This is a genomic window from Crossiella sp. S99.2 (assembly GCF_023094165.1).
Lineage (GTDB): Bacteria > Actinomycetota > Actinomycetes > Mycobacteriales > Pseudonocardiaceae > Crossiella.
The window spans coordinates 93,621-106,502 of the sequence record NZ_JALMDK010000002.1 but is presented as its reverse complement, the minus strand read 5'-3'; the positions used below and the strand labels follow the sequence as shown (position 1 = coordinate 106,502).

Here is a 12,882-nt window from a genome sequence, read left to right as displayed (position 1 = left end):
GTGTTCCGGCCGGGGTCGCGAGGCTCAGCGCGAAGGGGTCAGCCCCAGCGCTTGACGTTGCGGGATTCCGCGTCCTGGTAGTTCTGGTTGGCGCTCTCCAGCGCGCGGCCGATCTGGCCGAGCACACCCTTGAGGTCTTCGTAGGAGGAGTCCCAGCGCTGCTGGTGCCCCTGCCACGCCTCGGCTGCCTTACCGGACCAGCTGGCCGCGGTCGGGGCCAGGTTGGCCTTGAGGTCGCCCAGCAGGCGCTCCAGCTCGGCGGTGGTGCTACGCACCTTCTCGGCGGTGTTGCCCAGCTGCTCGAAACTGACTTCGATTTCGCCGCTCATCGTCTTCGCTCCCGTTGTCCCGCGCTCAGCCCAGCTCGTTCTGGATCTTGCTCATGCCCTGCTGGTGCTGCTCTTCCTGCTGGGCGTAACCGCTGTGCATCTTGTCCAGATTGGACGCGATGTCATTCAGCGCGAGATTCAGCTTGAGGGCGTCCTGGTCCCACTGGTCCATGAGCCCGTCGAACGCCTTGGCCGCGTCGCCACGCCAGAACGACTTCACGTCCTGGACGGCCTGACGCAGCCTGCGCAGCTGGTTGTCCACATCGCCGTTGACCTTGCGGACGTCCTGGGCGGCGCGCCGCATCTCCTCCAGTGAAGCGCCGTAACTCATGTGCGCTCTCCCCTTACGACCTGTTCAGTGGTATCCGGGAGCCCCTCGGAGTGGGAACCCGCCGACATCGTGTCAGACGCACTGGGGGGCCTGTGCGGTTCCCGGGAAATTCGTCACCCGGAAAAACCGGTGTTCACACAGGGTGAGGATACCCGGAACGGGGATCAGCGCAGGTGCGCGTCGAACCAGTTGAGGGTGCGCTGCCAGGCGTCGGCCACCGCGGCCGGGTCCTTGGCGCCGCTGTCCTCGACCGGCCCGGGGTAGCGCACCACGTCGGTGGCCACCTCGGCCTCGGCGGCGGCGTCGCGCAGCTTGGCCACGTCCTCGGCCGGGATGCCGGTGCCCGCCTCGCTGTAGATGCCCAGCCACGGACAGGTCAGCTCACCGGCCACCTCGACCAGCGAGGGCAGTCCGTCGGACAGCGGCGCGATGATGCCGCCGCCGTTGATGGTCACCGCCGCGCCCAGGGTGCGGCTGGCCGCGACCACCAGTGCGGCCGCGCCGCCGAGGCCGAAGCCGACGATGCCCATCCGGTCGACGGCCACCTCGCGCTGGGCCAGCCAGGAGAAGGCGGCGTCGGTGTCGGCCAGCACGGAGTCGCCGGAGAGCCGGCTCACCTTGTCCGCGACCCGGTCGTCGTCCTCGGAGTCGATCTGCTCGTCGTCGCCGTCGCGGTGGTAGAGGTGTGGGGCGACGGTCAGCCAGCCCTCCTCGGCCAGGCTGGCGGCCAGCCCGCGGACCGCGTCGGTGACGCCCCTGGCCTCGTGCAGCAGCACCAGCCCGCCCCGTACCACCCCGTCCGGCTCGGCCACGGTGCAGCGCAGTTCGCTGCCGTCGGTGAGCAGCAGCGTCTCGGTGCGGGTCTGCGTCATGGACTCACCCAATCACGCGAGGGTGAACAGCAGTCAACGTGACCAACCATACGGAGCAATTCCGGCGAGCCCGCGTGTTCACCAGGTGACAACTTCGGTCGGGGCAGCGGTGTCCTCTGGTTAGGCAACGACCAACTGGGGGAATCGTGAAGGTCAGGCTGCTCGCCCTCGCCGCCACCACAGGAATCACCCCGACGGCGCAACCGGATCCGACCGCCGCGACTTGGTCGACCAAAGTCCTGCGCGCTGAGTCTGCCGTTAGGTTTCACAGCGGGATCAACGGGTAAAGGAACTGGACGGCTCGGCCTTGCCCGCCGACCGCGCGCAAGGCACCGCAGGGGTTCCTGGCCGCCTACCGATCAGTGCCCGCGTGCGTACGGCCCGGCCCTTGACGACTACCGGAAAAAAGTTGAATAATCGGTAGCCACGGGAAGGGGTTGGCCATGTCGATCGTGACCGAGACCCAGCAGTTGCGGGACCTCTTCGCCGAGATCGAGGTGATCGAGGAAGTCGCCGAGACGTTGCCGCGCAACGATGATCGACGGTTGCGACTGCTCAGCCTGGCGGAGAAGCGGCTGGCCGGTGCGTTGCCGGTGCGGCCCGCGGTGGCCGGGGAGCTGCTGGAGCTGACCGAGAAGACGGTGCGGGCCTGGGCCAGTGAGGGTGTGCTGACCATCGCGCAGGTGGATCCGACGTTGCGGATCGACGTGCGGCGGCTGCACCAGGTGCGGTTGCTGGTGGAGGATCTGCGGCAGGCCGGGCGCAGCCGGGGGTTGCTGGACGAAGTGCACCGGCGGCTCAGCGATCAGGCGTTGCTGGACCGGCTGGACCTGGCCGAGAGCCTGGCGCAGATGAACCGCGGCGAGGGGCGCGTCGTGCGGCGGGTGTGATCACCCGGAACCCATGCCCATCACCGTCATCGAGACGCCGGTCGCCGTTGCCCAGGTGGCCGCGCTGCGTGGTCCGTCCAAGCGGGCCTACGAGCATTTCCTGGACGAGCTGAGCCATCGGGCCTGTGCGGCGCTGTCCTACCGGGTGACCGGGCCGGAGCCGTTGCCGCGGTTGTGCGTGCGGCACCTGTGGGGCGCGGACCGGGTGGTGGTCGCCTTCAACGACGCCGATTCCGCCTACGTGCTGCTGGTCGGGCCGCACGACACCGATCCGGACCAGGACGTCTACGAGTTGCTGTACCGGCTGGCCGGGGTGCGGCCCTCGGACAGCACCAAGCGCACCAAGCCGAGTTGCTGCGATCCCAGCACCGGAACCACCCCGACCGCGGAGGCGGAGATCGTGGACGACCTCTGCCGCCGGGCCAGGGTGATCTCCCGGTCCCGCAGGCGGTTCTAGCCCAGGCGGCGCAGGGTGAAGGTGTCTACCGGCTTGCCGGCGAGCAGAGTGGCGAGGCGGCCGTCCAGCACGTAACTGCCGTGCGGGGTGCTCGTGACGGTGGTCGGCTCGGCGTCGGTCCACGGCTCGGCGCGGCGGGTGACCTGGGCCGAGCGCCAGCCGTCGGCGGAGCGCAGCACCCGGATCGCGACCCGGCCGGGGGCGGAGAGGTTGTTGGTGACCACGGTGAGCGAGCCGTCCGGGCGCAGGTCCAGGCCGTCGCCGCCGACCAGGGGTTCGGGCAGGGCGACCTGGGTGAGCGCGGCCGGGTTGGCCAGCGGGATCTTCCACAGCACGCCGGTGGCGTAGTTGACCGCGAGCAGGTGGCCGCGCGGGTGCCAGACGATGCCGTTCATGCCGATGCCGTTGGTGAGCAGGCGCGGATCGCGCACCAGCACCGAGGCCCGGCCGTGCACGTCCACCCGGTAGATCGCGTCGCTGAGCGGATCGGTGACGTAGGCGTTGCCCGCCGGATCGATGGCCAGGTCGTTGGCGGCGTGCTCACCGGCGCCGATGGCCAGGTCGACCAGGTGCAGCAGGCGGCCGGTGCGCAGGTCGAAGACGCCGAGGCCGGCGGACTTGCGCACGGTCGCCGGGGTGGAGCGCGGGCTGAGGCCGAAGTCGCCGTAGGCGGTCAGCACCCGCCCGCGGGCGGCGTCCACGTGCACGCCGAAGGTGGAGATCATCCGCGGGTCCGCGGCCAGGGTGCGGACCTGGCCGTCCGGGCGGACCACCGACACCGTGCCGTGCCGCAGTGAGCTGACCAGGAAGGACCGCCGCAGCGGGTCCCAGGCCACGCCTTCGGGGTGCAGTTGCGGGGCATTGGTGGAGATCACCGCGGGTAAGCCGGCCTGCGTCGCGCCGGCCTGGGTCGGCAGGACCAGCACCGATCCGGCGGCCACGGCCAGGGTCAGCAGCATTCGCCGCCCAATCATCAGCTTGCTCATGTCGCTCCGTCCACTGTTCTTCATCAGGACACGGAATGTAATCAGTACCCTGATACTCGTCAACAGGCGAACAGATATTCGATGGACGTACCATCAGCGCATGGGCATGCCGTTGGACGAGCGCCTTGGCGGCGACATCAAGCGCGTCGAGCACGAGCTGATGGGCGTCAAGCAGGCGGTTCTCCGGCCGGTGGGCCTGACCGTGGCGCAGTACGCGGCCCTGCTGGTGCTCTCCGAGCAGCCCGGTATCTCCGCCGCTGAACTGGCCCGCCGCAGCCGGGTCACCCCGCAGACCATGACCACCATCCTGCGGAACCTGGAGTCGGCGAAGCTGATCGAACGCGCCCCGCACGAACTGCACCGCAACGTGCTGGAGACCCGGCTCACCGAGGCCGGCCGCACCGCCTTCGAGCAGGCCGACAAGCACGCCAGCGCAGTCGAACGCCGCCTGGCCGCCGAGTTCACCAAAGCCGAACAGGACACCCTGCGCGCCCTGCTGGCCCGCTGCTCGGCGGTGCTGACCGCGCCGGACATCACCGGATGACCGTCAGTCCACTGTGGACACCCGGTCTGGGGCTGGGCAGGGAGATTCGGCGATTGCGCTGATCCGGCCTGCCGCGCTGCCCTAACGTCCGCCGCATGGCGAGTAACGCGATCGTGGTCCTCAAGGGCCGGGGCGGGACTTTCCGACTGGGGAAGTCGGAGATCGAGGTGTTCCGCGGGGGGCTGAGCAGGCGGGTGCCACTGGCCGCGCTGACCGGTCACCAGCGGTCCGGGCGGAGCGTGGTGCTGACCACGGCGACGGAGACCTACGAGGTCCAGGGCGGCAACGACGCGTCGGTGACGGCCTTCACCGACGCGCTGGAGCGGGCGATGCGCCGGGTCGAGCACGATCCGGCGGCCACCACCACCAGCACCACCCAGCCCCGCAAGCCGCTAGCCCTGGCGGCCAAGGTGGCGCTGGGCGCGGGCGTGGCGGTGCTGTTGCTGGTGTGGTGGGCGGGGCCGGTGAACGGGCTGATCATCGCGGCCGGCTTCGGTGTGCTCTGCGGGCTGGCCACGGCGGCGCTCTTCGGCCTGCGCGGGGTGTGGCGCTGGCTGCTGCGCGACCTCTGGGTGCTGCGCAGGCGCGGGGTCACGGTGGCCGGCGAGATCACCGGCTACCGGCACAGTTCCAGCGACCAGACCAAGTACGCCAAGCTGCGGTTCGTCACCGCCACCGGCCGATCGATGGAGGTCGAGTCGGCGGCCTTCGTCTTCCTGCGGCGGCGGCCGGGCCCGGCGGACATCACCTACGACCCGGAGAACCCGAAGCTGGCCACGGGCCAGCCCGCGATCGGCCACCTGCTGGCAGGCCTGTTCAGCGGGGTGGTCTGCCTCGGGCTGCTGGCGGCCGCGATGACCGGCATCGTCCTCATGATGCTCACCGGGCTCGGGCTGTACCGGTAGCGCCCTGCCGACCCGCTGTTCAGGGGAACGAGCTGCGCTCCACAACCTGCGACGGGGGTCCGGGGGCCGTGCCCCCGGCTGGGGCGTGGGGGCTCGGCCCCCACAAGACACGCGAACGCGACCCGGTCCGCGCTTTCCGCGGACACGGGTCGCCCATTGCGGAAGCGGAGGGATTTGAACCCCCGGACCCGTTAAGGTCTCCCGCTTTCAAGGCGGGTGCATTCGGCCGCTCTGCCACGCTTCCGAGAGGAGAGATTAGTCGGTCTTGGTCGGGCGCGTGCTACTGACCGGACAGGTGGGACTGGACCTTCTCGAAGACCCGGGCCAGGGCGGCCTGTTCGGTGGGGGTGAGCAGGTCGATCAAGTGGTCGCGGACGCCGTCGACGTGGGTGGGCGCCGCGGTGCGCAGGCGGTCCATGCCGGGTTCGGTGAGCTGGGCGAACACGCCGCGGCCGTCGCTGGGGCATTCCGTCCTGGTCACCAGGCCTGCCCGGTCCAGGCGGGTAATCTGGTGGGAGAGGCGGCTTTTGGAACTGGCCACATCGCCGGCGAGCTGGCTCATCCGCATCCGGTGGTCGGGCTGTTCGGAGAGGCGGACCAGGATCTCGTAGTCGGCCAGGGTCAGGCCGTGCTGGTCCTGGAGTTCGCGGTTGAGCTGGTAGGCCAGCAGCTGGCTGCCGACGATGTAGGTACGCCAGGCCCGCATCTCCGGTGCGCTCAGCCACCTGGGTTCGGCGTGCGGCTCGGGGGTCACCGGTCCAGGCTATTGGTTTCCCGGCCGCGCGCTGTTCATCACGACGCGACCACACCACTGGTGTACGGCCCTTGACACGAGGCAGACTCCTCGGCCGGGCTTCGCACCGCGCGGCCGCCCGGAGGAGGGACAGCGACACATGAGCACTCGAATCCGGCTGCCGCGCCGGGCGGGGATCCTGGCCGGGGCCGTGCTGGCCGTGGCCGGGCTCACCGCGGGCACCGCGGCGGCGACGCCGGCGAACTGGGGCGGCACGGACGTCCGGTTGATCGCCTTCAACGACTTCCACGGCAACCTGGAACCGCCTGCCGGGTCCTCCGGGCGGATCACCCTGTCCGACGGCAAGCAGGTGGAGGCCGGTGGCGCGGCCTACTTCGCCAGCCACCTCAAGGCGTTGCGCGCCCAGGCCCGCAACTCGGTGCTGCTCTCCGCCGGGGACAACGTGGGCGCCTCGCCCACCACCTCGGCGCTCTTCCACGACGAGCCGACCATCGAGTTCATGAACAACATCGGGGTGGCCGCCAGCGCGGTGGGCAACCACGAGCTGGACGAGGGCTACGCCGAGCTGCAGCGCATGCAGCGCGGCGGCTGTCACCCCACCGACGGCTGCCAGTTCCGCGATCGCTTCCGCGGCGCGAGGTTCCCGATCCTGGCCGCGAACATGACCTTCGAGAAGGACAACCGGCCTGCCGCGCTGCCGTTCACCATCACCTGGGCGGGCGGGATGCCGGTCGGGGTGATCGGGGTGCCGCTGGAGGACCTGCCGAGCGTGGTCTCCGCCGAGGCGATCAAGGGCCTGAAGTTCGGCGATGAGGTCGAGGCGATCAACAAGACCGCGAACACGCTGGACCGCTTCGGGGTCAAGGCGATCGTGGTGCTGCTGCACCAGGGCGACAACACCGAGGGCGGCGGCCCCAACGACTGCCGCACCACCCCGGGCCCGGCGCGGGAGATCGCGCAGAAGGCCTCGGCCAAGGTGGACGCGATCTTCACCGGGCACAGCCACCAGCAGTACGTCTGCTCGATCAACGACCCGGCAGGCAACCCGCGGCCGGTGCTCCAGGGTGCTTCGTTCGGGCGGATCCTCTCCGCGGTGGACGCCCGGATCGACTGGCGCACCAGGGACATCGTGCGGTCCTCGGTCAAGGCGTTCAACACCGTGGTGACCCGCGACGTGCCCGAGGACGCCAAGACCAAGGCGCTGGTGGACGAGGCCAAGGCCAAGGCCGCGCCGATCGCGAACCGGCCGATCGGCTCGATCACCGCGGATGTCACCCGGGTCGGAGTGGCCTCCGGCGAGTCCCCGCTGGGCAACCTGATCGCGGACTCCCAGCTGGAAGCCTCGAAGGTGGCCGGGGCGCAGCTCGCGCTGATGAACCCCGGCGGGGTGCGCACCGACCTGACCTTCGCCTCCTCCGCGGCCGGTGAGGGCAACGGAGTGGTCACCTACGGCGAGGCCTACGCGGTGCAGCCCTTCGGCAACATCCTGCAGACCATCTCGCTGACCGGCGCGCAGCTCAAGGCGGTGCTGGAACAGCAGTGGCAGCAAGGGCCGGCCGGGATCGTGACCAGGGTGCTCCAGCCTTCGAGCACGCTGAAGTACTCCTGGTCGGCCGGTGCGCCGCTGGGCAGCAAGGTCTCCGGCATCACGGTGGCCGGGCAGCCGGTGGACCCGGCGGCCAAGTACCGGGTGACGGTGAACAACTTCCTCGGCGGCGGTGGCGACGGCTTCACCGAGCTGACCAAGGGCACCGAACTCGTCGGCGGCGCGATCGATCTGGACGCCTTCACCGGCTACCTGGGCGCGCACCCGAACCTGGCGCCGCCTGCCACCGACCGGATCACCGCCAAGCCCTGATCACTGTTGCGGCGCGGGGCCTTCCAGCGACAGGAGGGCCTTGCGCAGCAACGCCGCGAGCTGCTGCTGCTCCTTGGCGGAGAGCCCGGACAGCAGTTCCCGCTCGGTCTCCATGTGCGGCACCAGGACCTCCTCGGCCAGGGTCACCCCGGCCTCGGTGAGCCGCACCAGCACGCCCCGCCGGTCGGCCGGATCGGGCTCGCGCGTGAGCAGTCCGCGCGCGGCCATCCGGTCGATCCGGTTGGTCATCGCCCCTGAGCTGATCATCATCGAGGCCATGAGCTGCCCCACGGTGAGCCGGTAGGGCGCACCGGCCCGGCGCAGCGAGGCGAGCACGTCGTACTCCCAGTGGGCCAGCCCGAAGCGGGCGAAGTTGCGGCCGATCCCCTTGTCCAGCAAGGCGTGTAGCCGCGCGGTGCGACCGACGATCCCGACCGGGCTGACGTCGAAGCCCGGTTTCTCCCTGGCCCACTGCTCGATGATCACGTCCACCGCATCCCGCATCTCCGGGATTCTATCTTGACGTCGAGACATCTGCTGCCGTACAAATCTCGACGTCGAGATACTTTACGTCGAGATACCTGGGGTCCGCATGTCCGCTCTGCTGGCCAGGACCGCGATCGCGCCGGTGCTGTGGGGCACCACCTTCCTGGTGGCCGCCGAACTGCTGCCCGCGACGCCACTGTGGAACGCGCTGTTCCGCGCGCTGCCGGCCGGGCTGGTGCTGCTCGCGCTGCGGCCGGGCCTGCCGCGCGGTGACTGGTGGTGGCGGGCGCTGGTGCTGGGCGCCCTGCACATCGGGGTGTTCTTCACGCTGCTGTTCATCGCGGCGCAGCGGCTGCCCGGCGGCGTGGCCGGCACGCTCGGCTCGGTGCAGACGGTGCTGGTCATCGGCCTGGCCGCGGTGGTGCTGGCCGAGCCGGTGCGGGCGGTGCAGCTGCTGGCCGCGCTGACCGGGATCGGCGGGGTGGCGCTGCTGGTGCTCAACGGCGAGGCCGCGCTGGACCTGGTCGGCGTGCTGGCCGGACTCGGCGGCGCGGTGTCGGTGTCCTGCGGGATCGTGCTGAGCCGCCGGTGGGGCCTGCCGCCCGGGGTCAGCGGACTGACCTTGACCGCGTGGCAACTGCTCGGCGGCGCGGTGATCCTGCTGCCGGTGGCGCTGCTGGTCGAGGGCGCCCCGCCCGCGCTGGACGGCGCGGCGCTCGGCGGGCTGCTGTGGTTGTCACTGGTGGCCACCGCGCTGGCGCACTCGCTCTACTTCGCCGGGCTGCGCCGGATCCCGGCCGGCGCGGTGGCGCTGATCAGCCTGCTCACCCCGCTGACCGCGACCCTGCTCGGCTGGGCCGTGCTGGACCAGCGCCTCACCGGGCTGCAACTGCTGGGCGCGGCGCTGGTCCTGGGCTCGGTGCTACTGGGTCAGGCGAGCAGGTCGACCCAGACCAGGTGGTGGTCGGAGGTGTCGTTCAGGCGGGCCAGCGGCGACCGCGAGGTCGGCCAGAAAACACCGGCGGCCAGCGGGAACAGCGGCCGGGACGGCAGCACGTAGTCGATCCGCAGGTTGCCGGGGGCCTTGTCGTTGAAGTCCCCGCTGTCCAGCCAGGACGGGCCGCGCTGACCGACGTTCGCGCCGCCCTGATCCCTGGCCGCCTCGATCGCGCCCAGGCTGCCCGGCTTCGGGTCGATCACCTTGGGCGCGTTGAGGATCTGCCGGATCGCGTGCTGGTAGCTGTCGCCGTCGACGGGGTCCGCGTTCTGGTCGCCCGCGATCACGAACCGCTCCCCCGGCTTGAGCCCGCCGCGCTTGCCCGCGTCGTCGTAGAGGTAGCCGCCCTTGCCCGGGGTGACGTAGTCGGCCCACAGCCGGATCTCGTCGTGGTTGCGGCGGCCGTTGCGGTCCTCGGGGCCGTCGAAGGTGGGCGGGGTCGGGTGCGAGACCAGGAAGTGCGTGGTCTTGCGGCCGATCCGGATCGGCAGGTCCCAGTGCGATTTGGAGGAGAGCCGGAACACGCCCAGCTCCTCCGGGGAGTACCAGCCTTCGGGCAGCACCGCGCCCGGCATGTCCTGCCAGCGGAAGTTCTGGAAGGTGCGCACCGCGGCGGTGTCGATCGGGTACTTCGAGAGCACCACCATGCCGTACTGGCCGGGGAAGAGCCCGAAGCCGAAGGCGTCGTCCCCGCCGCCGACCTTGCCGTCGTTGTTCAGGTCGAACCCGGACGGGACCCCGGTGTTGACCGGCGCGGTGTAGGCGTGCGGGTAGTCGATCGGGCGCGCGCCCTGCTGGCCGACCGCGAGGTAGTTGCGGCGGAACAGGTCGACCGCGCGGTTGCCGCTGACGTAGTCGAACTCGTTGATCAGCAGCACGTCCGGCCGGACCCGCTGGATCACCTCGGCGGCCTTGCGGGCCTGCGGGTTGTCCGGGGTGGCCAGGTGCGCGAGCAGCTCGCCGTCGGCGTTGCGGTTGAGCGAGGCGTTGAACGTGGCGAAGCGGACCGCGCCGGGGATATGGGCGCGGTCCTCGGCGGCCTGCGCGGTTGGCGCGAGCACACCGGTCGCCACGGCCAGCGTTGCCGCCAGCCCCAGCAGTCGACGCATCCGGATCACGGACACCTCCCTTTCCGGTTGGGCACCCTTCCACTCGCGAACGACCGGTGGTTGAGCGCAGGATGAACACCAGCTGGCCTATCTTCGGCGACGAGCGGGAGTTGTGGTGCGTTTCAACGAGGACGCCGAACTGGATGTGTCCCAGGTCGAGGACCTAGGCGGGTCCGGCGGGGGTGGCGTCGGCAGCCGGGTGGCGATCGGCGGGGGTGGCGTCGGCGTGCTCGGCCTGCTGATCTGGTTCCTGTTGTCCCAGTTCGGCGGGGGTGTGCTGCCCGCGGCGCCGGGTGGCGCGGCGGACCGGGACAGCGTGCCGCGCGGCGGGATGATCAACAACACCAAGCTCGCGGAGAAGTGCAAGACCGGCGCGGACGCCAACCGCAACCAGGACTGCGCGGCCATCGCCTCGATCAACTCGATCCAGGGCTACTGGACCGACGTGTTCGCCCGCTCCGGCCGCACCTACCGCAAGGCCACCACGAACTTCTTCAACGGCGCGGTGAGCACCCGGTGCGGCAACGCGGACTCCTCGGTCGGCCCGTTCTACTGCCCCGGCGACAGCGAGGTCTACATCGACCTGAGCTTCTTCACCGAGCTGCGGGACCGCTTCGGCGCGGCGGGCGGCACCTTCGTCGAGGCCTACGTGCTGGCGCACGAGTACGGCCACCACGTGCAGCACCTGCTGGGCACCTCCGCCCAGGTGCGCGGCAACGCCACCGGCCCGACCTCGGGTTCGGTGCGGCTGGAACTACAGGCCGACTGCTACGCCGGGGCCTGGGCCAACCACGCCACCACGGTGGCCACCGCCTCCGGCAAGCCGCTGATCGCCGAGATCACCGACGACGACGTCAAGCGGGCCCTGGACGCGGCCGCGCGGATCGGCGACGACTTCATCCAGTCCCAGCTCAACGGGCGCAAACCGGATCCGAGCCAGTTCAGCCACGGCAGCTCCAAGCAGCGGCAGAAGTGGTTCACCACCGGCCTGAAGACCGGCAACCCGACCTCCTGCAACACCTTCGACCGCAACTTGGACCTGGGTTAGGCGCCGAGCAGCTCCCGGCACGCGTCCAGGCCCTCGACCGCCAGCGTCCAGTCCGGGCGGACGAACTCGCCTGCGGGCAGCCGCAGGCCGATCTCGGTGGCCTGCTGACCGCGCCGGGCCACCAGCTTGCTGCCGTTCTCCTGGTAGCCGAGCCCGCGGCTGACCGCACGCGAAGCCGCGTTGTCCGCGAACGCCTCCGAGCGGGCCTGCACCGCGCCCAGGTGATCGAAGGCGAAGGCCAGCACCGCCGCGCGCATCTCGGTGCCCAGGCCCTTGCCCTGGTGCGCCTGGCCGAGCCAGGAGCCGGTGCGCACCTCGCGGGTGATCGCGAACTCCTCGCCGGTCAGGCCCTGGGTGCCGATCACCTCGCCCTGATGCCGGACCAGGAAGCTGATCGTCCACTTGGCCGGGCCCAGTTCGGCGCGCTGCCGCCAGTTGTACTGGACCACGCCCAGTTCCAGCTCGCCCGGCGCCTTGTCGGTGAACGGGACGATGAAGGGCATGTCGCCGGGCGGGTGGATGCCGCGACCGGCCAGCTCGGCCAGTTCCAGCAGGCCGGCGTCGTCATCGGGACGCAGTTCCAGGCGCGGGGTGCGCAGCACGAGTTGCCGCAGTGGCCACGGATCCATGTCAGGCTCCCAACAGTTCTCGGCAGGCAGCCAGGCCCTCGACCTGGAGTTCCCAGTCCGGCCGGAGGAATTCGGCCGGGGTCAGGCGCTGGTCGATCTGGAAGGTGGCCTTGTCCCGTTGCAGCACCCGCCGGGTGCCGTTCTCCCGGTAGCCGAGCTTGCGGCTGACCGCACGGGACCCGGCGTTGTTCACGAAGGCCGCCGCGTGCGCGTGGGTGGCGCCCAGGTGGTCGAAGGCGAAGGCCAGCACCGCGGCCCACGCCTCGCTGCCGAAGCCCTGACCCTGGTGTTCCAGGCCGTACCAGCAGCCGCAGCTCACCTCGCGCAGCTCGGCGAAGTCCTGCGCCAGCAGGCTCTGGGTGCCGATCACCTTGCCCCGGTGCCGGACCAGGAAGCCGAGGTCCCAGCTCGCCGCGGTGTGCGCGGCGCGCGACCGCCAGCGCTGCTGCAGCGCGCCCAGCGCCATCTGCTCATGCGGCCAGTCCGTCCACGGCAGGGAGAAGGGCATCTCCTCCGGCGGGTGCACGCCCCTGCGGGCCACCTCGATCAGCTCCAGCATCCCGGCGTCGTCATCCGGGCGCAGCTCCAGGCGCGGGGTGCGCAGTACCAGGTGGCGGAACGGCCAGGGGTCCATGCCCGGATCGTCCGGGATGGCGGACTGCCCCGCCACCGAATTGGGTCTAGCTT

15 protein-coding genes, 1 tRNA gene and 1 pseudogene are annotated in these 12,882 nt (G+C 70.8%); 7 read left to right on the top strand and 10 right to left on the bottom strand.

Annotated elements, in window-relative coordinates:
• Positions 1 to 38: 38 nt before the first annotated feature.
• The 3 genes from MZC64_RS06885 to MZC64_RS06875 all read right to left on the bottom strand — a co-directional run bounded on the left by MZC64_RS06885 (position 39) and on the right by MZC64_RS06875 (position 1,532).
• Positions 39 to 329: a WXG100 family type VII secretion target gene (locus MZC64_RS06885; RefSeq protein WP_247761054.1), complete on the bottom strand. Its 291-nt coding sequence runs from the start codon at positions 327 to 329 to the stop codon at positions 39 to 41.
• 25 nt (positions 330 to 354) lie between these two features.
• Positions 355 to 660 carry a WXG100 family type VII secretion target gene (locus MZC64_RS06880; protein WP_247761053.1) on the bottom strand — a complete coding sequence of 102 codons (306 nt, stop codon included), beginning with the start codon at positions 658 to 660 and terminating at the stop codon, positions 355 to 357.
• 164 nt (positions 661 to 824) lie between these two features.
• The gene (locus MZC64_RS06875; protein WP_247761052.1) at positions 825 to 1,532 is read right to left on the bottom strand and encodes a dienelactone hydrolase family protein; all 708 of its coding nucleotides are present in this window, start codon (positions 1,530 to 1,532) and stop codon (positions 825 to 827) included.
• A 443-nt stretch (positions 1,533 to 1,975) separates the two neighbouring features.
• Here MZC64_RS06875 and MZC64_RS06870 point away from each other — a divergent pair, with 443 nt between their 5' ends.
• Both MZC64_RS06870 and MZC64_RS06865 read left to right on the top strand, forming a co-directional pair.
• Complete coding sequence (locus tag MZC64_RS06870; RefSeq protein ID WP_247761051.1) at positions 1,976 to 2,422, top strand: hypothetical protein; 447 nt, start codon at positions 1,976 to 1,978, stop codon at positions 2,420 to 2,422.
• Positions 2,423 to 2,435: 13 nt separating this feature from the next.
• The gene (locus MZC64_RS06865) at positions 2,436 to 2,879 is read left to right on the top strand and encodes a hypothetical protein (protein WP_247761050.1); all 444 of its coding nucleotides are present in this window, start codon (positions 2,436 to 2,438) and stop codon (positions 2,877 to 2,879) included.
• Here the strand turns inward: MZC64_RS06865 and MZC64_RS06860 are convergent.
• Positions 2,876 to 3,865, bottom strand: coding sequence for an SMP-30/gluconolactonase/LRE family protein (locus MZC64_RS06860; protein ID WP_247761049.1), 990 nt, complete (start codon positions 3,863 to 3,865; stop codon positions 2,876 to 2,878). The genes MZC64_RS06865 and MZC64_RS06860 overlap by 4 nt on opposite strands.
• A 100-nt stretch (positions 3,866 to 3,965) precedes the next feature.
• Here MZC64_RS06860 and MZC64_RS06855 point away from each other — a divergent pair, with 100 nt between their 5' ends.
• Together MZC64_RS06855 and MZC64_RS06850 are read left to right on the top strand one after the other, a co-directional pair.
• Positions 3,966 to 4,409 carry a MarR family winged helix-turn-helix transcriptional regulator gene (locus MZC64_RS06855; protein ID WP_247761048.1) on the top strand — a complete coding sequence of 148 codons (444 nt, stop codon included), beginning with the start codon at positions 3,966 to 3,968 and terminating at the stop codon, positions 4,407 to 4,409.
• Positions 4,410 to 4,504: 95 nt separating this feature from the next.
• Positions 4,505 to 5,314 carry a DUF3592 domain-containing protein gene (locus tag MZC64_RS06850; RefSeq protein ID WP_247761047.1) on the top strand — a complete coding sequence of 270 codons (810 nt, stop codon included), beginning with the start codon at positions 4,505 to 4,507 and terminating at the stop codon, positions 5,312 to 5,314.
• 159 nt (positions 5,315 to 5,473) lie between these two features.
• On the opposite strand, the gene MZC64_RS06845 is transcribed toward MZC64_RS06850, so the two are convergent.
• Both MZC64_RS06845 and MZC64_RS06840 read right to left on the bottom strand, forming a co-directional pair.
• Positions 5,474 to 5,558, bottom strand: a tRNA-Ser gene (locus tag MZC64_RS06845).
• A gap of 36 nt (positions 5,559 to 5,594) precedes the next feature.
• Positions 5,595 to 6,020, bottom strand: a complete 426-nt coding sequence (locus tag MZC64_RS06840; protein ID WP_247761635.1) for a MarR family winged helix-turn-helix transcriptional regulator — start codon at positions 6,018 to 6,020, stop codon at positions 5,595 to 5,597.
• A gap of 199 nt (positions 6,021 to 6,219) precedes the next feature.
• Here MZC64_RS06840 and MZC64_RS06835 point away from each other — a divergent pair, with 199 nt between their 5' ends.
• The gene (locus MZC64_RS06835; RefSeq protein WP_374205685.1) at positions 6,220 to 7,926 is read left to right on the top strand and encodes a bifunctional UDP-sugar hydrolase/5'-nucleotidase; all 1,707 of its coding nucleotides are present in this window, start codon (positions 6,220 to 6,222) and stop codon (positions 7,924 to 7,926) included.
• Here MZC64_RS06835 and MZC64_RS06830 read toward each other — a convergent pair whose 3' ends face one another.
• Positions 7,927 to 8,430 carry a MarR family winged helix-turn-helix transcriptional regulator gene (locus tag MZC64_RS06830; protein ID WP_247761045.1) on the bottom strand — a complete coding sequence of 168 codons (504 nt, stop codon included), beginning with the start codon at positions 8,428 to 8,430 and terminating at the stop codon, positions 7,927 to 7,929.
• Positions 8,431 to 8,518: 88 nt separating this feature from the next.
• Here MZC64_RS06830 and MZC64_RS06825 point away from each other — a divergent pair.
• Positions 8,519 to 9,328 (top strand): annotated as a pseudogene (locus MZC64_RS06825) (EamA family transporter); the annotation flags it as partial.
• A 14-nt stretch (positions 9,329 to 9,342) separates the two neighbouring features.
• On the opposite strand, the gene MZC64_RS06820 reads toward MZC64_RS06825, so the two are convergent.
• Positions 9,343 to 10,518 (bottom strand): endonuclease/exonuclease/phosphatase family protein, encoded by a 1,176-nt coding sequence (locus tag MZC64_RS06820; protein ID WP_247761634.1) that lies wholly within the window; start codon positions 10,516 to 10,518, stop codon positions 9,343 to 9,345.
• 115 nt (positions 10,519 to 10,633) lie between these two features.
• On the opposite strand from MZC64_RS06820, the gene MZC64_RS06815 reads away from it, so the two are divergent.
• Entirely contained in the window at positions 10,634 to 11,566 is a 933-nt protein-coding gene (locus MZC64_RS06815) for a neutral zinc metallopeptidase (protein WP_247761044.1), read from the top strand.
• On the opposite strand, the gene MZC64_RS06810 is transcribed toward MZC64_RS06815, so the two are convergent.
• Both MZC64_RS06810 and MZC64_RS06805 read right to left on the bottom strand, forming a co-directional pair.
• Positions 11,563 to 12,195, bottom strand: a complete 633-nt coding sequence (locus MZC64_RS06810) for a GNAT family N-acetyltransferase (protein ID WP_247761043.1) — start codon at positions 12,193 to 12,195, stop codon at positions 11,563 to 11,565. The two genes, MZC64_RS06815 and MZC64_RS06810, sit on opposite strands and share 4 nt — an antisense overlap.
• Before the next feature lies 1 nt (position 12,196).
• Positions 12,197 to 12,865, bottom strand: coding sequence for a GNAT family N-acetyltransferase (locus tag MZC64_RS06805; RefSeq protein WP_247761042.1), 669 nt, complete (start codon positions 12,863 to 12,865; stop codon positions 12,197 to 12,199).
• Between the last annotated feature and the right edge of the window lie 17 nt (positions 12,866 to 12,882).

What these genes read in the sequence shown, in the direction of transcription:
- MZC64_RS06885 (WP_247761054.1), bottom strand. Translation starts at nt 329, where the DNA reads ATGAGCGGCGAAATCGAAGTCAGTTTCGAGCAGCTGGGCAACACCGCC.
- MZC64_RS06880 (WP_247761053.1), bottom strand. Translation starts at nt 660, where the DNA reads ATGAGTTACGGCGCTTCACTGGAGGAGATGCGGCGCGCCGCCCAGGAC.
- MZC64_RS06875 (WP_247761052.1), bottom strand. Translation starts at nt 1,532, where the DNA reads ATGACGCAGACCCGCACCGAGACGCTGCTGCTCACCGACGGCAGCGAA.
- MZC64_RS06870 (WP_247761051.1), top strand. Translation starts at nt 1,976, where the DNA reads ATGTCGATCGTGACCGAGACCCAGCAGTTGCGGGACCTCTTCGCCGAG.
- MZC64_RS06865 (WP_247761050.1), top strand. Translation starts at nt 2,436, where the DNA reads ATGCCCATCACCGTCATCGAGACGCCGGTCGCCGTTGCCCAGGTGGCC.
- MZC64_RS06860 (WP_247761049.1), bottom strand. Translation starts at nt 3,865, where the DNA reads ATGAGCAAGCTGATGATTGGGCGGCGAATGCTGCTGACCCTGGCCGTG.
- MZC64_RS06855 (WP_247761048.1), top strand. Translation starts at nt 3,966, where the DNA reads ATGGGCATGCCGTTGGACGAGCGCCTTGGCGGCGACATCAAGCGCGTC.
- MZC64_RS06850 (WP_247761047.1), top strand. Translation starts at nt 4,505, where the DNA reads ATGGCGAGTAACGCGATCGTGGTCCTCAAGGGCCGGGGCGGGACTTTC.
- MZC64_RS06840 (WP_247761635.1), bottom strand. Translation starts at nt 6,020, where the DNA reads ATGCGGGCCTGGCGTACCTACATCGTCGGCAGCCAGCTGCTGGCCTAC.
- MZC64_RS06830 (WP_247761045.1), bottom strand. Translation starts at nt 8,430, where the DNA reads ATGCGGGATGCGGTGGACGTGATCATCGAGCAGTGGGCCAGGGAGAAA.
- MZC64_RS06820 (WP_247761634.1), bottom strand. Translation starts at nt 10,518, where the DNA reads ATGCGTCGACTGCTGGGGCTGGCGGCAACGCTGGCCGTGGCGACCGGT.
- MZC64_RS06810 (WP_247761043.1), bottom strand. Translation starts at nt 12,195, where the DNA reads ATGGATCCGTGGCCACTGCGGCAACTCGTGCTGCGCACCCCGCGCCTG.